Source organism: Pseudomonas sp. MYb60, assembly GCF_002979555.1.
Lineage (GTDB): Bacteria > Pseudomonadota > Gammaproteobacteria > Pseudomonadales > Pseudomonadaceae > Aquipseudomonas.
In genome coordinates, this window is record NZ_PCOZ01000006.1 from 1 (window position 1) to 21879 (window position 21879).

13 protein-coding genes, 2 tRNA genes and 1 pseudogene are annotated in these 21879 nt (G+C 60.9%); 5 read left to right on the plus strand and 11 right to left on the minus strand.

Features of this window, described 5'->3' with window-relative positions; all coding sequences use genetic code 11:
• Positions 1–116: 116 nt before the first annotated feature.
• Positions 117–2420 carry a YgiQ family radical SAM protein gene (locus CQ041_RS11635; RefSeq protein ID WP_105521987.1) on the minus strand — a complete coding sequence of 768 codons (2304 nt, stop codon included), beginning with the start codon at positions 2418–2420 and terminating at the stop codon, positions 117–119.
• Positions 2421–2605: 185 nt separating this feature from the next.
• On the opposite strand from CQ041_RS11635, the gene CQ041_RS11640 reads away from it, so the two are divergent.
• Positions 2606–7813 (plus strand): DUF6543 domain-containing protein, encoded by a 5208-nt coding sequence (locus CQ041_RS11640; RefSeq protein ID WP_105521988.1) that lies wholly within the window; start codon positions 2606–2608, stop codon positions 7811–7813.
• Between the two features lie 6 nt (positions 7814–7819).
• On the opposite strand, the gene dnaB is transcribed toward CQ041_RS11640, so the two are convergent.
• The 7 genes from dnaB to rnr all read right to left on the minus strand — a co-directional run bounded on the left by dnaB (position 7820) and on the right by rnr (position 15089).
• A complete protein-coding gene (gene dnaB, locus CQ041_RS11645; protein ID WP_105521989.1) occupies positions 7820–9217 on the minus strand; it encodes a replicative DNA helicase in 1398 nt (465 codons plus the stop codon).
• Positions 9218–9326: 109 nt separating this feature from the next.
• Positions 9327–9773, minus strand: a complete 447-nt coding sequence (rplI, locus tag CQ041_RS11650; RefSeq protein WP_003171376.1) for a 50S ribosomal protein L9 — start codon at positions 9771–9773, stop codon at positions 9327–9329.
• Positions 9774–9791: 18 nt separating this feature from the next.
• Entirely contained in the window at positions 9792–10685 is an 894-nt protein-coding gene (locus tag CQ041_RS11655) for a hypothetical protein (protein ID WP_105521990.1), read from the minus strand.
• 36 nt (positions 10686–10721) lie between these two features.
• The gene (rpsR, locus tag CQ041_RS11660; RefSeq protein WP_002551829.1) at positions 10722–10952 is read right to left on the minus strand and encodes a 30S ribosomal protein S18; all 231 of its coding nucleotides are present in this window, start codon (positions 10950–10952) and stop codon (positions 10722–10724) included.
• A 28-nt stretch (positions 10953–10980) separates the two neighbouring features.
• Complete coding sequence (gene rpsF / locus CQ041_RS11665) at positions 10981–11403, minus strand: 30S ribosomal protein S6 (protein WP_003236224.1); 423 nt, start codon at positions 11401–11403, stop codon at positions 10981–10983.
• 303 nt (positions 11404–11706) lie between these two features.
• The gene (gene rlmB / locus CQ041_RS11670) at positions 11707–12465 is read right to left on the minus strand and encodes a 23S rRNA (guanosine(2251)-2'-O)-methyltransferase RlmB (protein ID WP_105521991.1); all 759 of its coding nucleotides are present in this window, start codon (positions 12463–12465) and stop codon (positions 11707–11709) included.
• Entirely contained in the window at positions 12462–15089 is a 2628-nt protein-coding gene (gene rnr, locus CQ041_RS11675; RefSeq protein ID WP_105521992.1) for a ribonuclease R, read from the minus strand. The genes rlmB and rnr overlap by 4 nt, the downstream gene beginning before the upstream one ends.
• A 225-nt stretch (positions 15090–15314) precedes the next feature.
• Between rnr and CQ041_RS11680 the strand changes: the two genes are divergently transcribed.
• The 4 genes from CQ041_RS11680 to CQ041_RS11695 all read left to right on the plus strand — a co-directional run bounded on the left by CQ041_RS11680 (position 15315) and on the right by CQ041_RS11695 (position 18376).
• A tRNA-Leu gene (locus tag CQ041_RS11680) sits at positions 15315–15401 on the plus strand.
• Between the two features lie 153 nt (positions 15402–15554).
• Positions 15555–15641 (plus strand) — tRNA-Leu (locus tag CQ041_RS11685).
• Between the two features lie 144 nt (positions 15642–15785).
• A complete protein-coding gene (locus tag CQ041_RS11690) occupies positions 15786–16811 on the plus strand; it encodes an extracellular solute-binding protein (protein WP_105521993.1) in 1026 nt (341 codons plus the stop codon).
• Entirely contained in the window at positions 16811–18376 is a 1566-nt protein-coding gene (locus tag CQ041_RS11695) for an iron ABC transporter permease (RefSeq protein ID WP_105521994.1), read from the plus strand. The genes CQ041_RS11690 and CQ041_RS11695 overlap by 1 nt, the downstream gene beginning before the upstream one ends.
• 113 nt (positions 18377–18489) lie before the next feature.
• Here the strand turns inward: CQ041_RS11695 and CQ041_RS26805 are convergent, their stop codons facing one another.
• The 3 genes and pseudogenes from CQ041_RS26805 to CQ041_RS11705 all read right to left on the minus strand — a co-directional run bounded on the left by CQ041_RS26805 (position 18490) and on the right by CQ041_RS11705 (position 21853).
• On the minus strand, positions 18490–19374 hold the full coding sequence (locus CQ041_RS26805; RefSeq protein WP_371923013.1) for a methyl-accepting chemotaxis protein: 885 nt from the start codon (positions 19372–19374) through the stop codon (positions 18490–18492).
• A 21-nt stretch (positions 19375–19395) separates the two neighbouring features.
• A pseudogene (locus CQ041_RS26810) lies at positions 19396–20451 on the minus strand (methyl-accepting chemotaxis protein); the annotation flags it as partial.
• Between the two features lie 112 nt (positions 20452–20563).
• Positions 20564–21853 (minus strand): adenylosuccinate synthase, encoded by a 1290-nt coding sequence (locus tag CQ041_RS11705; RefSeq protein WP_105521996.1) that lies wholly within the window; start codon positions 21851–21853, stop codon positions 20564–20566.
• Positions 21854–21879: the final 26 nt, after the last annotated feature.

Below are 21879 nucleotides of genomic sequence, written 5' to 3' on the forward strand. Positions count from 1 at the left end.
CGGGTGAACGAGCGCCCGATCGCCACGTCACGACCGGCGCTTCACAAAGAGCCTCGCCGGTGAACAGAAAGCAAAACGCCAGCACGAGGCTGGCGTTTTGCAGGTTCAGCCTGCGATCAACGCGGCACCACCGGCTTGCGCGCCGGTTTCTTGCCTTTGCCCTTGGCAGCGTCGGTGCGCTCCTTGGCAGCCTGCTTGTTGCGTGCCTGCGCGGCGGCCTTGGCTTGCTCGCGCTTGTCCCACGGGTTGCTGCCGTCACTGCCTCGTGGCGGCAGCCCGGTGTGCTGGGTGAGGATCCTGGTGGTGGTTTCCTTGGCGACCTTGTGGCTGCCCGCCGGCGTCGAGTTCTTGCGACGGGCGCTCTGGTAGCTGTCGGTGCTCGGCTGGTGCAAGGGAATCAACTGGTCCTTGCCCGAACCGATCAGGTCCGCCCGGCCCATGCGGGTCAAGGCCTCACGCAGCATCGGCCAGCCTTTCGGGTCGTGGTAGCGCAGGAACGCCTTGTGCAGTCGGCGCTGGTCTTCGCTCTTGACGATGGTCACCGCGTCGCTCTTGTAGGTGACCTTGCGCAGCGGATTCTTGCCCGAGTGGTACATCGCGGTGGCGGTGGCCATTGGCGACGGGTAGAACGCTTGCACCTGGTCGGCACGGAAGCCGTTACCTTTGAGCCACAGGGCCAGGTTCATCATGTCTTCATCGGTGGTGCCCGGGTGGGCGGCGATGAAGTAAGGAATCAGGTACTGCTCCTTGCCCGCTTCCTTGGTGTACTTCTCGAACATGCGCTTGAACTTGTCATAGCTGCCAATGCCCGGCTTCATCATCTGGTTGAGCGGACCTTCCTCGGTGTGTTCCGGGGCGATCTTGAGGTAGCCACCGACGTGGTGGGTGACCAACTCTTTCACGTATTCCGGCGACTCGACGGCGAGGTCGTAGCGCAGGCCGGACGCGATCAGGATCTTCTTCACCCCCGGCAACGCACGGGCGCTGCGGTACAGCTGGATCAACGAAGAGTGGTCAGTGTTCAGGTTCGGGCAGATGCCGGGGAACACGCACGACGGCTTGCGGCAGGCGGATTCGATTTCCGGGCTCTTGCAGGCGATGCGGTACATGTTCGCGGTCGGGCCGCCGAGGTCGGAGATCACACCGGTGAAGCCCGGCACCTTGTCGCGGATCTCTTCGATTTCGCGAATGATCGACTCTTCGGAACGGTTCTGAATGATGCGACCTTCGTGCTCGGTGATGGAGCAGAAGGTGCAGCCACCGAAGCAGCCCCGCATGATGTTCACCGAGAAGCGGATCATGTCGTAGGCCGGGATCTTTTCCTTGCCGTACACCGGGTGCGGGATACGTGCGTAAGGCATGCCGAACACGTAGTCCATTTCTTCAGTGGTCATCGGGATGGGCGGCGGGTTGAACCACACGTCCACTTCACCGTGCTTTTGCACCAGGGCGCGGGCGTTGCCTGGGTTGGTTTCCAGGTGCAACACGCGGTTGGCGTGGGCGTAGAGCACGGCGTCGCCACGGACTTTTTCCACCGACGGCAGGCGGATCACGGTCTTGTCGCGGGTCATGCGCGGGCTGGCCAGGATCTGTACGACCTTGGCCTCCTCAGGATCATCCACCGGGCCTTTCTCTTGCTCGATGGCGCAAGCCTGGGTGTCCTGGGTGTTGACGTACGGGTTGATGATCTTGTCGATCTTGCCCGGGCGGTCGATACGGGTGGAGTCCACTTCGTACCAGCCCGCTGGCGTGTCACGGCGAATGAACGCGGTGCCGCGCACGTCGGTGATGTCTTCGATCTTGTGGCCCCACGACAGGCGCTGGGCAACCTCGACGATGGCCCGCTCGGCGTTGCCGTACAGCAGGATATCGGCGGCGGCGTCGATCAGGATCGAGTTGCGCACACGGTCCTGCCAGTAGTCGTAGTGGGCGATGCGGCGCAGGGAGGCTTCGATGCCACCGAGCACGATCGGCACGTTCTTGTAGGCTTCCTTGCACCGCTGGCTGTACACCAGGCTGGCGCGGTCCGGGCGTTTGCCGGCCATGCCGCCAGGGGTGTAGGCGTCGTCGGAGCGGATTTTCTTGTCGGCGGTGTAGCGGTTGATCATCGAGTCCATGTTGCCGGCCGCGACGCCGAAGAACAGGTTCGGCTCGCCCAGCTTCATGAAGTCGTCTTTGGACTGCCAGTTCGGCTGCGCAATGATCCCGACGCGAAAGCCCTGGGACTCCAGCAGCCGGCCGATGATCGCCATGCCGAACGACGGATGGTCAACGTATGCATCACCGGTGACGATGATGATGTCGCAGGAATCCCAGCCAAGCTGATCCATCTCCTCCCTGCTCATCGGCAGGAATGGCGCTGGACCGAAACATTCGGCCCAGTACTTGGGATAGTCAAATAACGGCTTGGCTGTTTGCATGACGGTGACCGGTGTTGAGATGAAAAATCGCGGGCGCGGAATATAGCACAAATTTTGACCAATTCCGACGGTAATGCTCGGTCTTGATCAAAACTGCACGGCGCGCTGCCTGGCGAAATATAACTACCTCATTCACCCGCTGCCGCCTACCTACCATCGCTCGATCATCCCTGCGAGCGTAGCCCATGACCCACCAACCCGATACCTCCCCGCAAGCGGTCCCTTATACGTTGCTGTCCAGCGACCACTGGTCCGAAACTCTGGCCCTGCAAGTGATGCAGGAAAATCTCACCCGCTTCATGGGCAAGCTTGCACCGCTGGAGCAAAGCGAATACCTGCGCCTGTGCAAAGAGCAGATGACCCGCGAAACGATCTTGGCCGACGCCCTGCGCCGCTTCTACGACGTTCTCGACCGACAACTGCTCCAAGCCTTGGAGCACGCCCTGAAAGCCAAAGTCGGCAGGCCGGTGAACGCGCGCACCACCTACTTGAAGACCCGCGTCCGGCAACTGCCCATACCCGCCAGCGAACTGCCGACTGTCGCGCCAAACGATCCGCTCGGCCTGCGCCTGGGAATTTCCAAGGAAGACCTGACGGCACGGGAGTACGAACGCTCCATCACGCTGCTGGAGGCGGCGCATCGTAATTTCGGCTTTACCCAGTATTTTTCCACTGAAGAACAACGTGCCAGCTACATCAGCGACGACGCGTTGAGCGTGATTGACTTTGTAAAGATCGCCCGCGAGGTCGACATTGGAAATCGCATCGAAAAGTACCTGGAGCAACACTTTGACGATCAGTTGTCCGGGCCGTTGTTTGGCGTTCAAGGCAACCAGTTGTTGCTGGCCGTGTGGGATGCCTACCGCAGCGATGGGCCGGCGTCCCTCACCCAGTCGGAGTTCAATACTCTTCGAAGCGAGGTGTTCAACGTTCCGCTTCAATGGGATGCTTATCAGTTGGATGCGGGCGGTGAAAAAATCGACATTCCGTTTTTCACCCGCCGTGTGGACAGCGAAAAAGGCACCCGGGTCTACAGCTACTTCCCGGGACGTCCATCAGGGGCTCTGCGCAGCCACTTTTCCATCGACGACGCCATCAGCACCCTGCAAGACGAGGTGCGCAACGAAATCGGCCTTGAGAAACTTGCTTGGTTCATGGGCGCGTTATCCCTGAACAATCAGGAAAAGATCAGAACCTTCATCAAACCCCTCACCGTCAATCGGGACGAACTCTACTGGCACGCCAGAATCCTTTATGACCTTTTCGCCAGCAAGACGCCCAACACACAAAAGCTGCGGATCGAACGCTATGGCGTCGTCCCTCGCTCATTGGCCCATGCCCTGCCCGTCAGCCGAGGCTGGGTCATCCAGTCGGACCTGATCCGCCTCGCGCGCAACACCCGCGTGGCCGACCGCGAAACCTCCCTGGAGCTGCTGAAGTACCTGGTCAGCGAAACCCTGTCGATGCTCCTTCTGCCGCTGCCGGGAGGCGTGACGGGGCTGAGCAAAGTGATGCTGGTGGCCATGCTGGGAACTCTGGCACACCAGAGCTTCGAGGCCGTAATCGCCCTACGGCAAGGTCGACAGGCCGATATGATCCAGGCGGTCGCCGACATCTTCGACCTGCTGGTCAGCACCCGCGTGCAAGGGGTGGCGCACACACTGTCGAACCGTCGGACACGCCAGTTGCTCACCGCATTGGGGCATCCCCGCCACGGACTCGATGCCCGTGGCGGTGCCGGCTTGTGGTTCCTGGACAAGTACACGCAGGTCGAGCCCGCCTCGCTCCAGGGGCTTCAGCCCAGCAGCGAAGGGCTGTTTGAAAAGAATGGCGCGCAGTACATCCGCCTGGTCGTCGAAGAGCAGGAGAAAATCGCCCGGGTCATCCGTGAGCCTGGCTCAGAACGTTATCGCCTCACCCATCCTGGCGCCCGCTACGAACCGCCTGTGCGCTATTACCCGCAACAGCAGCGCTGGATGCTGGATCCGGTCGACACCCGACCACTGGGGAATGCGCAATGGCTGCAATTAATGCTGCCTTCCAACCAGGTGTCGCTGTCCCTGCAAGGGTGCCAGCTTAGTCTGGACATGGCCGGAATCTCGCGCCAGCAGTTGCGGAGCCTGTGGACGGGTCGGCAGGAGGCGCCCTGGCCGCTGCTGCAAGCCATCGAAGACCAGCACTTGCGCGAACAATTGGCTACGTTGCGAGAGGCACTCCACCAGCCCGATACCCCGTTGCCCACTATCGCCAATCAGGCCTTGCCTGCGCTGCTGGCCGACTTGAGCCGGTGCGCGATCAACCTGTATGACGCCGCGGGCACTGCGTTGCTGTCCAGCTACAGCCCGGTTCCCGGCCCCAATGAGCGGCCGGCGCAGCAGATTGAGTTGCTCCACCTGGGAGCCGACCGCTATCGGACACGCTCGGTCACGTCTACACCGGAAGCGCTGCTGCCAAGGGTGTTGCTTGAATATGAACGCCTGATACCCGATGGCGTGCTGGGCAAGACCGGGCACAACGCCCAGGATCAGCACTTGGAAAACCGGGTGGTGGAGCTGCGCAGAAAAACCGCGCGCCATTTTGACCAGCACCTGCAAGGCCTTCATGCCGCGTTGCTGATCGACCAGCCTCGCGCCCAGGTGGCCAGCCAGTCGGTCGCCCACCGGTTTGCGCCTCTGGCCCGTGCGGGCGAGGACACGGCCGCAAGGACGCTGCGCCGCCGCGCCCCGGAACTCTCTGCGGCGGCGGCACATGATCTGGTGCGCCGGTTCCCACCGTTGGGTCAAGGCGAGTACACGCCTGTCAATGCGGCGGCTGGTACTGCGCTTCAAGCAAGCATCGAGCAAAGCGTGCTCGCCCGGGCATTGGGCGCGATCAGTTCGCCGAACGGCGCAGGGCTGGATCCGCAGAGTGAGGTCATATTCGGCCATTTGTTAACCTTGCTGCCGAGCTGGCCGAGCGATGTTGCCCTTCAGGTCTACCAGGCGACGCTGGATCACGCCGGACGACCCAAGGGACGCGGCTCGCTGCTGGATACCTTTGGTCACCCCGATGCCGATACCTTTGTGATGCTGGTCAAGTCGGCCACCCAGTACGCTGGCTACCTGCAAGACAGCGGCGAGCTGAGCACCCCGCCAGCCGATGAAAACAGCCTGACAGGCGCGACACTGCGTGCGCTGACCGATTCGCAACGCGACGCCCTGGGACGCAATATCCACGACATCAGCGGGCTTGCCGAAGACATCATCGGGCAGGCCCGGCGCCATTATGACTACCTGAAAGCACTCCTGATACCTTCGCCCCTGTCGCCTCTTTCGAGCCAAAGCCTGCAGGATTTTCGCGCCTTTGACATGAGGCAAGTCTCCCGGCTTGCCGATGCGGACGGTATCCACGAGCTGGGTGGGCGCAAGTACATCAACATTGATCAGACGGCCTACCAGGTCATGCTGGACCGCGATGCGTCCTCGCCCCTGCGCAAGGTATGGCGCATCGTCAAGACTACTGACCCGGTGGCCTCCGACACCGCCAATACGTACAACGCCAGTCGCGCCGGACAAAGCCGCGCCGTCTGCCGCAATGCCGCCAATGTTTGGGTATCCATTCAGACCGGACTTGCCGGTGGCATGCCGCGTGATGCCCGCGCGCATGACAACAGGATGCTGCTGCTGCAGCGCCATGAGCCGATCAAACAGGCCTTCGACACACTGGCCAGCTCCAACGCCAAGTACAGCGAACTCTGGGACAAGGCGCACGACCTGCCACAAGGCAGTACCGCTGAAACAGCAGCGCTTATTACTTTGGAAGTGCACATTCTCAAACACTTGAAGTTGCTGGCGGACTACGTGAACCGCTACATCGACGAAAAAGACTGGCTGATTTTGCTCAAGGCCGGCGGCTTGTATAAACAGGAACTGTTGGAGCAGCAAATGATTCGCGTCGAGTACTTCAACAAGCTGATAGCCGTCATGGACCGCCGAGTCCTGCCCACTCTTCAAGGGCCGACGGTCACCGCTGACGCTTACAAGCGCGCACTCGTGCAACTGGACAAAAAGCTGGAGGTGCTCAAGGACCGCCAGACCGTGGAAGAACAGATCAAGAAAGCCGATCGCAGCGCAGGGCCGCAACTGGACCGGCTCAACGATGCAGTACCCGGCCTCACACAGATCAACTACACCAAGCTCAATGTGCTGCTGCACTTGTTATGGGAAAACCCGCATGAGCCGCCCCCCGTCGGCATGCGCGGGCTGACGGCGGCGTATTGCGTGATGGATGATCTGAAGAATATTTCTGGGCCGACCCACCCCCTCGCCCTGCAACTGGCGCAGGAGCAGATCATCGCTGAAAAACAGGCGTTCAATGCATTGCTGGCTTCCGAGACGCCCACACGGGTTGAGACAATCAACGCGATCATCGGGCTGCTGGACAGCTTCGAAACCACCATCGAAAAACGCCTGTCCGATTTCTACGAGCAACTGGACAGCAACGCGCAGCTACCCAGTTTCGATCAGGACATTGACTTCGACTTCATTCCCCCACAAGCGGCGGACAGCACCCAGCCGCCGATCACGAAAAAAATGTTCCGCACGCGCCAGCACGGCACCTATCGGCTATTGGTCGGCGACAAGCATGTCGCGGCTGACGGCAGCGTGACGCTGAATGTCGAGGATCCTTTCCGGCCAGAGGCAGCGCCACGGCGCTATGAAAAAGCGCAGGGTGAGTGGCGACCTATCGCCGTCAGGACCGACGGGGCTGCACTGCCCGTATTGATTCGTGACGCAGGGCTGGCACTGTCCAGCGTCGACAAACACCTGGAGGACGCCTTGGGCCTGGAGCGTCAAAACACCAACCCGACCAATATCCTGGAATTCCTCGGCACCCATGAGGACCGGCTTCATGACCTGGCCACGATGCTGGAAGCCAACCGCGAGGCCGACAAACGAACAGACGCGACGGATATCGCGAGCCGTCTCAGGGCGGCTGCAGCGTCTATGAATGTGCGCGGGCATGAGATTTTGGTGCGCATGTACAAGAACAAGGAGGTGCTTGACGTGCTGCGCTTGAACTACTTGCTGGAACACGCTCAGGTCAGCGTGACCAGGTCAGCGCAGCGCAAACAGGTAGGCAAGGGAAAACAGCGCTCATTCCTGGATGTCTACTCGATCAATGACCGTACTGACGCAAGCCCACTGTGGGAGGCCCACTTTCACTACGACCGCAAAGACCGCCCCGCCAAGGACTACACGATAAAGGGCGCCCATTTGAAAACCCTGAGGCAGAGTCGCCAGGGAAGCGCCTTTCAGCAGCAAGAGGAGCAAGCTGGCCGGGCGCATCAACCGATCTGGCGGGAGGTCATCAGCCCCAAGGTCGCTCAGAGGATCTTTGAGCAGGCGACCTGAAGAACGTTACTCATCGTCGTCAAAGTTGTAGCTGCCCGGCGCGAGGTTCTCGAAGCGGGTGTACTTGCCGATGAACGCGAGGCGGATAAAACCGATAGGGCCGTTCCGCTGCTTGCCGATGATGATCTCGGCAATGCCCTTGTGTTCGGTCTCGGGGTGGTACACCTCGTCGCGGTACACGAACATGATGACGTCGGCATCCTGCTCGATCGCTCCGGACTCACGCAAGTCGGAGTTCACCGGGCGCTTGTTGGGGCGTTGCTCCAGGGAACGGTTGAGCTGAGACAGGGCCACCACCGGGCAGTTGAATTCCTTGGCCAGGGCTTTCAGGGACCGGGAGATTTCGGAAATCTCGTTGGTCCGGCTGTCGCCGCTGGAGCCCGGAATCTGCATCAATTGCAGGTAGTCGATCATGATCAGGGCAATGTCACCGTGCTCGCGCACCAGACGACGGGTGCGCGCGCGCATCTCCGACGGGCTGATACCGGCGGTGTCATCGATGAACAGCTTGCGGTCGTTGAGCAGGTTGACCGCCGAGGTCAGGCGCGGCCAATCGTCATCTTCCAGCTGGCCGGAACGCACCTTGGTCTGGTCGATACGGCCCAGGGACGAGAGCATCCGCATGATCAGCGACTCACCTGGCATCTCCAGGGAGTACACCAGGACGGCCTTGTCACTGCGCAACACGGCGTTTTCCACCAGGTTCATCGCGAAGGTGGTCTTGCCCATGGACGGACGGCCGGCGACGATGATCAAGTCGGACGGTTGCAGGCCGCTGGTTTTCTCGTCGAGGTCAGCATAGCCGGTGGAAATACCGGTGATGGCCGCGTCGGTGTTGAACAGGGTGTCGATCCGGTCGATGGCCTTGGTCAGCAACTCGTTGACGCCCACCGGGCCGCCCGTCTTGGGCCGCGCCTCGGCAATCTGGAAGATCTGGCGCTCGGCCTCATCCAGGATTTCTTCAGCAGTACGGCCTTCGGGGTTGAAGGCGCTGTCGGCAATCTCGGTGCTGATGCCGATCAGTTGGCGCAACGTGGCCCGCTGGCGAACGATCTGGGCGTAGGCCTTGATGTTGGCGACGGACGGCGTGTTTTTCGCCAGCTCGCCGAGGTAACCGAGGCCGCCGACCTGGGAGGTCTGGCCTTCCTTGTCGAGCTGCTCGGCCAGGGTCACCACGTCGATCGGCGAGTTCTGGTCGGCCAGCTTGGCGATTGCGCGGAAGATCAGGCGGTGGTCATGGCGATAGAAGTCACCGTCCGAGACTTGATCCAGCACGCGTTCCCAGGCGTTATTGTCCAGCATCAAGCCACCGAGCACGGCCTGTTCGGCCTCGATGGAATGCGGCGGCACCTTCAGGGCAGCGGTTTGCAGATCGTATTGCTCAGGAGCTGAAATATCGTTCATGGCCACTTGGAATTAGGGGTGTGTAAAAAAACAAAAGGCACGACCTGTAAACAGGATCGTGCCCGATGTTAACTGCGTGGCACGCAAGGTGCCAGCAGTTGGGTGTTGCTTAAGCTGCTACCACGACAACGCGTACGGTGGCTTCAACTTCGGCGTGCAGGTGCACGGCTACGTCGAATTCGCCTACGTTGCGGATGGTGCCGTTCGGCAGACGAACTTCGCTCTTCTGCACTTCAACGCCGGAGGCGGTCAGTGCATCAGCGATGTCGTGGGTGCCGATCGAACCGAACAGCTTGCCTTCGTCACCGGCGGTGGCAGTGATAGTCACTTCCAGCTCAGCCAGTTGGGCAGCGCGAGTTTCGGCCGAAGCTTTTTTGTCTGCTGCTGCTTTTTCCAGCTCAGCACGACGCTCTTCAAACGCAGCCAGGTTGGCAGCGGTTGCAGCGGTGGCTTTGCCGTATGGCAGCAGGTAGTTACGACCGTAACCGGCCTTAACGTTCACTTTGTCGCCCAGGTTGCCCAGGTTGGCGACTTTTTCCAGAAGGATCAGTTGCATGTGAAAATCCTCTAACTTTTAACCTTCACCGTTCGCGTTATCGGCGTCTTTCGACGCCAGACGACCGCGAAAATCAATCAGGCCGTCGACAATGGCCAAAACCACGAGTAACGGATAGATCAGCTGCATGAACAGCAACAGCGTCACGTACAACCCCACCAGCCAAAACTTGGCCAGGCGCTTTCGCGCAACCAGCCCGTGAATCAGGGCCAGCCCGGCAAACACCAGCGGTACACTGCAAATCGGCGCCAGCAAGGCCATCTGAGGACCGAAGTTCGGCCCGACAACCATGCACGCCAGCAGCAACATCGCCGGCCCCGCGGGAATTCTGATACTGCGAAACTCGCGACCAAAACCACCCGGGTTGTACAACAACGCCTGCCAATAACGCCCAAGAATCAGGCTCAGCACGCTGACGACCTGCAACAATGCCGCAATCAGGCCGGTCAGGACCGGGGCAATCAGTGACGCAAACCGCGCTCGCTCATCTACCGACAATTGCTGGTAGAGATCCCCGAGGGCCAGGGGCAGGATCTTGACGATCTCCTGCGCCAGCGCCTCGATTTGCGGGCGGAAAGCCGCGCCAAGCATCACTGAGTACACCAACCCCAATGCCACGCTGACCAGCAGCGTGCGGACCCAGGACTCACTTGCGCGCAGAACCAACGCAAGGCTCGATGACCCCAGCAGTACCAGAAGTACCCGTGGATCACCCATTTGCAGCCACCAGATCAAGGCCGGCAACAAACCCAGGGCAAGAACGCCAAGGGCGTCCTTCAAACCGCGCCGCAGCAGCACAAGGCAACCCGCGGCAGCACCCAACCAATAAAGCAACGGCAATGCCGCACAGCCAGCCACTACCAGAGTGGCCTGCACACGACCGCGCATGATGAACTCAGCTAAGGCGCGCATGCATTCAATCCCTTACTACTTGTCGACTGCCCGGTCTCAGCGGCCGTGGCTGTCGGTGTAGGCCAGCAGGGCCAGGAAGCGGGCGCGCTTGATAGCGGTGGCCAGCTGACGCTGATAACGTGCTTTGGTACCGGTGATACGGCTTGGAACGATTTTGCCGGTCTCGGATACGTAGGCTTTCAGAGTGTTGAGATCTTTGTAATCGATCTCTTTCACGTCTTCAGCGGTGAAGCGGCAGAATTTACGACGACGGAAGAAACGTGCCATTTGATAGGCTCCTTAAAAGGTCCGTGGATTACTCGTCAGCGTTATCGCTGTTGTCGCTGTCATCACTATCAGCGCTATCAGCGCCTTCGTGCTCAGGACGGTCGCGACGCTCACGGCGCTCACTGCGGTTTTCTTCAGCCTTGAGCATCTCGGATTGGCCGGTAACGGCTTCTTCGCGACGGATGACCAGGTTACGGATCACAGCATCGTTGTAGCGGAAGTTGTCTTCCAGCTCGGCCAGGGCCTTGCCAGTGCACTCAACGTTCAGCATCACGTAGTGAGCCTTGTGAACATTGTTGATTGCGTAGGCCAGTTGACGACGGCCCCAATCTTCCAGACGGTGGATTTTGCCGCCGTCTTCTTCGATCAGCTTGGTGTAACGCTCAACCATGCCGCCGACTTGCTCGCTTTGATCCGGGTGGACCAAAAAGATGATTTCGTAATGACGCATGAATGCTCCTTACGGGTTGTAGCCTGCCGCTAAAAAACGGTCAGACAAGGAGTGAATGACACTTATGGATCTTGCCGCAGGGAGGCACATCGGTGCCCGCCAGGAAGGCAAGGGGCGCAATTGTAGAGAAGGGGACGGTGCGAAGCAAGGTGATTGGTGATTATTTGAACAATCTCCTAAACACCCCAAAACGACTGTGGGAGGGGGCTTGCCCCCGATGGCAGTGGTTCAGTCACCCTATCCGGGACTGAAACACCGCTATCGAGGGCAAGCCCCCTCCCACATTGTGAGCTGCGCCAGCGCTTATTTCTTCTTGGCTTTGGCCTTGGCACCGCGCTGACGCTGGGCTTCGAACAGGCACACGCCGGTGGCGACCGACACGTTGAGGCTGCTGACGCTACCGGCCATCGGCAGATGCACCAGGTAATCGCAATGCTCGCGGGTCAGGCGACGCATGCCCTTGCCTTCAGCGCCCATGATCAGGATGGTCGGGCCGGTAAGGTCCTGGTCGTAAATGCTGACCTCGGCCTCCCCCGCCGTACCCACGACCCACAGGCCACGCTGCTGGAGCTTCTCCAGGGTACGCGCCAGGTTGGTCACGGCCACCAGCGGAATCACTTCCGCTGCGCCACACGCCACTTTACGCACAACCGGCGTCAGGGTGGCTGACTTGTCCTTGGGCACGATCACCGCCAGCGCACCGGCGGCATCCGCCGAGCGCAGGCAGGCGCCGAGGTTGTGTGGGTCGGTCACGCCGTCCAGCACCAGCAGCAGCGGCGCGCCTTCGGTGCGGTCGAGCAACTCGTCGAGCATGGCTTCACCCCAGACCTGGCTCGGACTTACGTCCGCAACCACACCCTGGTGAACACCTTCAACCCAGACGTCCATTTCGCGACGCTCGGCCTGGCCGATGGCGACCTTGTTTAGCGTCGCCAGCTCAACCAGCGCCTGTACGCGCGGCTCGCTGCGACCTTCCGCCAACCACACTTGCTTGACGCGCTTGGGGTGGTGACGCAGCAGTGCTTCTACGGCGTGGACGCCGTAGATTTTTTCCAGACTCATGACTTGGCCTTAGGTTTGCGCGACCCGCCGCTCCTGGCAGGGGCCGAACCCGCTTTTGGCGGGCCTTTACGGTGTTTACTTGGTTTGCTCGACGGATTTTCCGCCCCGCGGGACTTTCCCCCAGACGCCGCTTTACCACCGCTTTTGGCTTCGTTGAGCAGTTGTTGCTTCAACTCGCGGCTTTTACGCAGCTCAGCGTTTTTCGCCGCAGCGTCGCTTGGGCGGTAGGCTTCGGGGGCCTTTTCCTTGGTCGACGAACGACGACCCGCCTTGGCGGGCGCGGGCTCGGCGGCGGCTGCCTTGGCAGGAGCGGCCTTGCCTTTGCTGGTCGGTTCGCTACCACGCTTTTTACGGCTACCCGGCGATTCTGCCGGCTTGTCGGACATACCGAAGTCGATCTTGCGCTCGTCGAGGTCGACACGCATGACCTGCACTTCCACGGTATCGCCCAGACGGAAGCTGCGACCGGTGCGCTCGCCCGCCAGGCGGTGATGCACAGGATCGAAGTGGTAGTAGTCACCCGGCAGGGCCGTGACGTGCACCAGGCCTTCGACGTAGATGTCGGTCAGCTCGACGAACAGGCCAAAGCCGGTCACGGCAGTGATCACGCCCGGGAAGGTTTCGCCCACGCGATCCTTCATGAACTCGCACTTGAGCCAGTTCACCACGTCGCGGGTGGCTTCGTCGGCACGGCGCTCGCTCATCGAGCACTGCTCGCCCAACTGTTCCAGGGCCGCTTCGTCGTAAGGATAGATCCGCGCCTTCGGAATGGTCATGGCACCGGCGCGCTTGACGTGCGGGGTGTCTTGCTTGGAGTGGATCACGCTGCGGATCGCGCGGTGCGTGAGCAGGTCCGGGTAACGACGGATCGGCGACGTGAAGTGGGTGTACGCCTCGTAATTCAGGCCGAAGTGGCCCTGATTATCGGCGCTGTACACCGCCTGGCTCAGGGAGCGCAGCATCACGGTCTGGATCACGTGGTAATCCGGACGGTCCTTGATGCTGGCCAACAGCGCCTGGTAGTCCTTCGGCGTCGGGCCGTCCTTGCCTTTGTGCAGGGACAGGCCGAGCTCACCGAGGAACGCGCGCAGTTTTTCCAGGCGCTCCGGCGGCGGGCCGTCGTGCACACGGTAAAGCGCAGGAATCTCGTGCTTCTTGAGGAACTCAGCGGTGGCCACGTTGGCCGCCAGCATGCACTCCTCGATCAGCTTGTGAGCATCGTTACGGGTCGTCGGGGTGATCGCGGCGATCTTGCGCTCGGAACCGAAGACAATCCGGGTTTCCTGGGTTTCAAAATCGATCGCGCCGCGGGTATGACGAGCGCCCAGCAATACCTTGTACAGCGAATACAGCTGCTTGAGGTGCGGCACCACGCCGGCGTATTCGCCACGCAGGGCCTTGGCTTCGCTGGTTTTCGGCGCTTCCAGGATGGTGCTGACCTTGTTGTAGGTCAAACGCGCCTGGGAGTGGATCACCGCTTCGTAGAACTGATAATCGGTCATTTCGCCGGTTTTCGAGATGGTCATCTCGCACACCATGGCCAAACGGTCGACTTTCGGGTTCAGGGAGCACAGGCCGTTGGACAACTGCTCAGGCAGCATCGGGATCACGCGCTCGGGGAAATACACCGAGTTGCCGCGCACCTGGGCTTCATTGTCCAGGGCCGAACCGATCTTGACGTAGCTGGACACGTCGGCAATCGCGACAAACAACTTCCAGCCGCCGGAGAACAGGCGCAGCTTGCCAGGCCTGGCTTCGCAGTAGACCGCATCGTCGAAGTCACGGGCATCTTCGCCGTCGATGGTGACGAACGGCAGATGACGCAGGTCGATGCGTTTCTCTTTGTCTTTCTCTTCGACTTCAGGCTTGAGCTTGCCGGCTTCTTTCAGCACAGCCTCAGGCCAGACGTGAGGAATATCGTAGGTGCGCAGCGCAACGTCGATCTCCATGCCCGGCGCCATGTAGTTGCCGACCACTTCGACGATATCGCCCTGTGGCTGGAACCGTGCGGTGGGCCAGTGGGTAATCTTCACTTCGACGAACTGACCGACCTTGGCGGCGCCATTGCGGCCCGGAGTGATCAGCACTTCCTGCTGCACCTTCGGGTTGTCCGGCACGACAAAACCGATGCCGCCTTCCTCGAAATAGCGACCGACGATGGACTCGTGGGCACGGGACACCACTTCGACGATCACGCCTTCACGGCGACCACGACGGTCCAGGCCGGACACACGGGCCAGGGCACGGTCGCCGTCGAAGACCAGGCGCATTTGCGCCGGGCTCATGAACAGGTCGTCACTGCCGTCGTCCGGGATCAGGAAACCGAAGCCGTCACGGTGCCCGGCAATGCGGCCCAGGATCAGGTCGAGCTTATCCACAGGCGCGTAAGTGCCACGGCGGGTGTAGATCAGTTGAGCGTCGCGCTCCATGGCACGCAGGCGGCGGCGCAGGGCTTCGAGCTGGTCTTCGGTGGTCAGACCGAATTCTTCGACCAACTGCTCGCGGCTAGCAGGCGAACCCCGATCGGCGAGATGCGCCAGGATCAGTTCGCGGCTAGGAATAGGGTTTTCATATTTTTCCGCTTCACGAGCGGCCTCGGGATCGAGGGACTGCCAATCGGCCATTAGAGAGTTTTCACCTTGTCTATATGCGGGTTAGTTTGGCATACGCGTATTGAAACGGGAAATTTCAGGCGTCAACAAGCGTTTAAAAGCCTTTTCCAGCCCTCAACGAGCACCTTGCACGACCATTGGCGAAATATTCCAGGATTTTTTCATGGCAGGGGTTTACAGCCAATAATCGCCTCCGTATAGTGCGCGCCATCGACGACGGCAACGTTGTTTGATAATGCCCAGGTGGTGAAATTGGTAGACACGCCAGCTTCAGGTGCTGGTGATCGCAAGGTCGTGGAAGTTCGAGTCTTCTCCTGGGCACCAAATTCAGATCAAACCCGCGAAAGCGGGTTTTTTCGTTTCAGGTCTTTGATTTTTAACGTGAATCTCGATTTATTTTTTTGAATCAGGGGTTTACAGATCAAAAAGGCCTCCGTATAGTTCGTTCCATCAACAGCGGCAACGTTGCTTGATAATGCCCAGGTGGTGAAATTGGTAGACACGCCAGCTTCAGGTGCTGGTGATCGCAAGGTCGTGGAAGTTCGAGTCTTCTCCTGGGCACCAAATTCAGATCAAACCCGCGAAAGCGGGTTTTTTCGTTTCCGGGGTTTGAAAACTTTCCCGCCAATAACCTCCTCGTCCGCACCTGAGAAACTTTATCGTTTATCCTTGTAAGTATTTGTTGCATACAAGTGAGGAACACCCCGGATGATGATCCGCGATACCCGTCTCAAGACATCCCTTCTGCGTGGCCTGACCATCACTCTGCTCGGCCTGACCCTGCTCTCGCCCGCCGCCCATGCTGCCGACAAGGTCTCCCTGACCCTGTACAACGGCCAGCACAAGGAAGTCGGCGATGAACTCGCCAAGGCGTTCGAAGCCAAGACCGGCATTCACGTCAACGTGCGCAAAGGCAGCAGCAACCAGCTCGCGAGCCAGGTCGTGGAAGAAGGCGACCGCTCACCCGCCGACGTGATCTATACGGAAGAATCGCCGCCCCTGAACAAACTCGGCGAGCAAGGCATGCTGGCCAAGATCGATGCCAGCACCCTGGACGTACTGCCCAAGGATTATGTGGGCGCCAACGGCGACTGGATGGGCGTGACCGCCCGCACCCGCGTCGTGGCGTTCAACCCGAAACTGATCGCCGAAAAAGACCTGCCCAAGTCCGTGCTGGATTTCGCCGGCCCCGAGTGGCAAGGCAAAGTTGGCTTCGTGCCCACCAGCGGCGCGTTTCAAGAACAAGCTGTGGCGATCATCAAGCTGCACGGTCGCGACGCCGCCGAAGAATGGCTGACCGGCCTGCGCGCCTTCGGCAAGGTATACAGCAACAATATGGTCGCCCTCAAAGCCGTCGAAAACGGCGAAGTGGCCACCGTGCTGGTGAACAACTACTACTGGTTCGCCCTGAAGAAAGAAAAAACCAACCTGGACTCCCAGTTGCACTACTTCACCAATGGCGACGCTGGCGGCCTGGTCACCGTGTCTTCCGCTGCCGCGCTCAAATCCAGCAAGCACCCGAAAGAAGCCCAGCAACTGCTGGCGTTCATGGCCAGTGAAGAAGGCCAGCGCGTGATCACCAACACTTCGGCGGAGTACCCGCTGCGCAAGGGCATGGAGTCCAACCGTGGCCTCAAGCCTTTCAGCGAGCTGCAACCGCCGAAAGTCACCCCCGCTGACCTGGGCAATGCCGAAGAAGCCCTGGACCTGGAACGTGACGTTGGCCTGAACTGATGAACCCATCGCTCCCCGCTCCCGCCCTGCGCGGGGGGTTTCGCCCGCGACGCAAACGCCCGTCGATCTGGCTGCTGCTGCCGGTACTGTTTCTGGTGGGCTTGAGCCTGCTGCCGTTGGCATATGTCGGGCTCAAAGCCTGGCAGGCCGGCTGGGCCGAGGCGGTGCATCTGTTGTGGCGGCCGTATGTGTTCGGGCTGCTGCGCAATACCCTGGCACTGATGGTCGGCGTGACGGTGGCATGCTGCGTGGTCGGGCTGTCCCTGGCCTGGCTGCTGGAGCGCAGCAACCTGCCGGGGCGCCGCATATGGGGGGTGATCCTGTGCCTGCCGTTTGCGGTGCCGGCGTTTGTCAGCAGCTTTACCTGGGTCTCGCTGAGCGCCAGTTTCGAAGGGCTGGGCGGCGCGATCCTGGTGATGAGTTTGTCCAAATACCCACTGGTTTTTTTGCCGGTGGCCGCGACCTTGCGCAATCTCGACCCGTCCCTTGAAGAATCGGCCCGCACCCTGGGCATGAATCGCTGGGGCGTGTTTTTCCGCATCACCCTGCCCCTGCTCTGGCCTTCGCTGCTGGCCGGAGCGCTGCTGATCGCGCTGCATATGCTGGTGGAGTTCGGCGCGCTGTCGATTATCGGCCTGCAGACCTTCACCACCGCGATCTATCAGCAGTTCGAACTGGAATTCAGCAACGCCAACGCTGCGATGCTGTCGGCGGTGCTGCTGGTGATGTGCCTGACCTTGCTGTGGCTGGAGCTGCGCGTGCGCGGCAAGGGCCGGCATGTGCGTATCGGCCAAGGCGCGGCGCGGCATGCGGAGCAGGTTCGATTAGGTCGGTGGGCGCCACTGGGCCAGGTGTATTGCCTCGCGCTGGCGATCATCGGCAGCGGTATTCCGCTGGGGATGCTTGGGTATTGGCTGGCAGTGGGTTCGTCGGCAGCGTTTCCAGTGGCCGAGATCAGCGAAGCGCTGCTGTCGTCCCTGGCGCTGTCCCTCGGCGGCGCAGCGTTATGTCTAGTGCTGGCGATGCCAGTCGGGTTGTTGGTGGTGCGTTATAAAGGCCAACTGGCGATCTGGGCAGAACGCCTGCCGTACCTGCTGCATGCCCTACCCGGCCTGGTGATTGCGTTGACGCTGGTGTATTTCGCACTGCATTACGTGCCCGTGCTGTATCAGACATCCGCACTGCTGCTGATTGCCTATGCGCTGTTGTTTTTGCCGTTGGCCCAAGCGCCGATCCGTACTGCATTGAACAAGGCGGCACCGCAATTGGAAGAGGCTGCACGCACCTTGGGCGCGTCGTCGTTCAGCGCGTTCTGCCGGGTGACCTTGCCGATCATCTTTCCGGCATTGGGGGCGGCGTTTGCACTGGTGTTTCTGGACGCGATGAAGGAATTGACGGCGACGTTGCTGCTGAGTCCGACCGGGTTGAACACCCTGGCGACGGCGGTGTGGGCGCACACCTCGAATGTTGAGTTTGCGGCGGCGGCGCCGTATGCAGCGCTGTTGATTCTGGTGTCGGGGTTGCCGGTTTATTTGCTGACGACTCGGATGTACCTGAGTCGCTGAGTCCGTCATCGGGGGCAAGTCGAATCGTCGCACCGCCCCTCCCACACTTGAACGTGTTCACAGATCGAAATGTGGGAGGGGGCTTGCCCCCGATGAGGCCAGTACAGGCAACACTAGGCCCTGAACTGCCCCAGGCTCGCCTTCAACTGCGCCGCCAACCCATCCAGCACCTTGCCACTGGCCGTCGTCTCCACCACCGCCTGCGCCGCACGCTCGGCCTGGGCGTGGATCACCTCGACACGCCCACGCACCGCATGCGCGCCCTGAGCCTGATGCTCAGCCGCACGCGTGGCCAAGCCAATTGCCGCATGCACTTGCTCCACCGACGCCTGTACCGTCTGCTGCAAACGCACACTGTCGCGCAGCACCAGCAAGCCTTCATTCGCTTGGCGTCCGGCCTTGCCGATGGTTTCCACCGCCTCCCGCGCGCCCTGCTGCAACGCGACGATATGCGCCTGAATATCCCCGGTGGAGCTCTGGGTCTTGCTCGCCAGCGCCCGCACCTCATCGGCCACCACCGCAAAGCCACGTCCGGTCTCACCGGCCCGCGCCGCTTCGATGGCCGCGTTGAGCGCCAACAAGTTGGTCTGCTCAGCAATACCATGAATCACGGTGAGCACCACTTCGATCTGCTCGCTTTGCTGGGCCAGGCGCTCAATCACCTTCGAGCCGGCCTGCACCTGCCCCGCCAGCGCCTCGATCAAACCGCCGACCTCCGCCGAGGTGCGCGAGTTTTCATCCGTGGCCTGGCGAATATCCACCACCTGCTGCAACGCGGCCTGCATCGCATGGCTTTCGGCCTGGGCCTCATCGGCCATTTGCGACAGCGCGCGCAGGCTCTCGGCCACCTCGTCACGCTGTAATCCGGCTGCGGCATCGGCACCGGCGTTGCGCAGGGTCATGGCGCCGATTTCCACGCCGGTACGCTGGGCCACGTCGCCCGCCTCGCGCACGATCGGCTGCAACTTATCCACAAAGCGATTGACCGCCGAAGCCATGTCGCCGATTTCGTCCTTGCTGCTGATCTGCACACGCTTGGTGAGGTCGCCTTCGCCCGCGGCCAGGTCATCCATGGCGGCAATCAACAGCTTCAGGCGATTGACCACGCGGCGACCCAACACGACAGCGATCAGCAGCAACACGCCACAGCCGACGATGGCGAGCCCCATACCTATGCGCCAGCGCAAGGTGCCCGCAGCATCTTGCACTGCGAGGGTAGTGTTGGCGGTCATCTGGGTGGCGGTGGCTTGCGCGGACTGCAGGCGCGCACCCATGGCCGTCGCGCTGTCGGCTGCGGCGCCCTTGAGGCTGTCGCCGACCAATTCATCACCGCTGGCGATCAATGCGGCGAAGCGCTTATCCAGCGCTTGCAGGTCGGCCTCGACCGACGCGGTGGAGACGCCCATGAGCACCTTGCCGATCTCCACGCCATTGGGGCTGATGGATGCCTCGACGTAATACACCGACGGATCGTTCTTCGCAGCGTTCAAGACCTTGTCCAGAGCGCGTTCGCCCTGGCCCTTTTCCAGCAGCGCCTTGTTGATCGGGTTTTCCCGGTTCAGGTAGCGGGTCAGGTGCTCACCGGCCGCGTCGTCGTACACCACGAACAGCACGTTGGGATTGCGCTGAGCGCGCCGGGCGAACTCCGACAGGGTCGGCACATCGCTGTCCCACATGGCACGGGGCGCGACCGAGGCCAGCAACTGGGCCATGTCATTGGCAGAGTCCTTCAGGTCTTTTTCCAGGGTCGCACGCAGTTGTTTCTGCTCTTCCTGCAACCGCGTAGAAAGCCCCGCCGTCAGGCGCTGGCGCGTACTGGTCGACAAGCTCTCGAGACTGGACGTGACTTCCTTGCCAGCCTGGGCCAGCTCGCCAGACAGTTTCTGGCTGTCGATCCCCAGGCGATTGCCCAATTCAGCCTCCAGCGCCGAGACCGTGCTTCGTGTAAGGGCAACGGCCACCAGCACCTGCACCAAAAGAGCGATACCAAGGGTAACGAACACCGGCCGCAACAGACGGCTTTGTAACAACGAAAGAACGGCAGACATCGGGAATCCCTCCACCACGGGTGCCATTAATTTGATAGCACCGCGAAAGAGAGATTCAAAGCAAGGGGCGTGCCGCTCGGACGGCAGAAACGACAAAGGGCTCCCGAAGGAGCCCTTTGCTTTTTACATCAACGGCTTATTAAGCGAACGGGTGGCGCAGAACGATGGTTTCGTTGCGGTCCGGACCTGTCGAAATAATGTCGATCGGTGCACCGATCAGCGCCTCAACACGCTTGATGTAGGCACGGGCGTTGGCCGGCAGCTCTTCCAGGGTCTTGGCACCCACGGTCGATTCAGTCCAGCCCGGCACTTCTTCGTACACAGGCTGCAGGCCCACGTAGCTGTCGGCGTCGGTCGGGGCAACATCTTGACCGTTTGCGTCTTTGTAGCCGACGCAGATGTTGATGGTTTCCAGGCCATCGAGCACGTCCAGCTTGGTCAGGCAGATGCCCGAGATGCTGTTCACGTCGATAGCGCGACGCAGGATAACGGCGTCGAACCAGCCGCAACGACGGGCACGGCCGGTGGTTGCACCGAACTCGTGACCTTGCTTGGCCAGGTGAGCGCCGACTTCGTCGAACAGCTCAGTCGGGAATGGACCCGAACCTACACGGGTGGTGTAGGCCTTGGTGATGCCCAGGATGTAGTCCAGGAACATCGGGCCAACACCCGAGCCAGTCGCTACGCCACCGGCGGTGGTGTTGGAGCTGGTCACGTACGGGTAGGTGCCGTGGTCGATGTCCAGCAGGGAGCCTTGGGCGCCTTCGAACATGATGTCCTTGCCAGCGCGACGCAGGTCATGCAGCTCGGCCGTGACGTCCAGCATCAGCGGCTTGAGCAGCTCAGCGTATTCCTTGCACTCGGCCAGGGTCTTTTCAAACTCGATGGCAGGCTCTTTGTAGTAACCGACCAGCATGAAGTTGTGGTAATCCACCAGTTCACGCAGCTTGTCTTCAAAGCGCGGCATGTTGAGCAGGTCGCCCACACGCAGGCCACGGCGGGCAACCTTGTCTTCGTACGCAGGGCCGATGCCGCGACCGGTAGTGCCGATCTTCAGCTCGCCACGGGCCTTTTCACGGGCCTGGTCCAGCGCAACATGGAAGGACAGGATCAGCGGGCAGGACGGGCTGATACGCAGGCGCTCGCGCACCGGTACGCCTTTCTCTTCCAGCTTGATGATCTCGCGCAGCAGGGCGTCGGGGGCAACCACCACGCCGTTGCCGATCAGGCACTGCACGCCTTCGCGCAGTACACCCGACGGAATCAGGTGCAAGACAGTTTTTTCGCCATCGATGACCAAGGTGTGGCCAGCGTTGTGGCCACCTTGGTAGCGCACTACGGCGGCAGCATGTTCGGTCAGCAGATCAACGATCTTGCCTTTGCCCTCATCACCCCATTGGGTGCCCAGGACTACGACATTCTTACCCATAACACTTGTCCTCATTCGCGCAAACT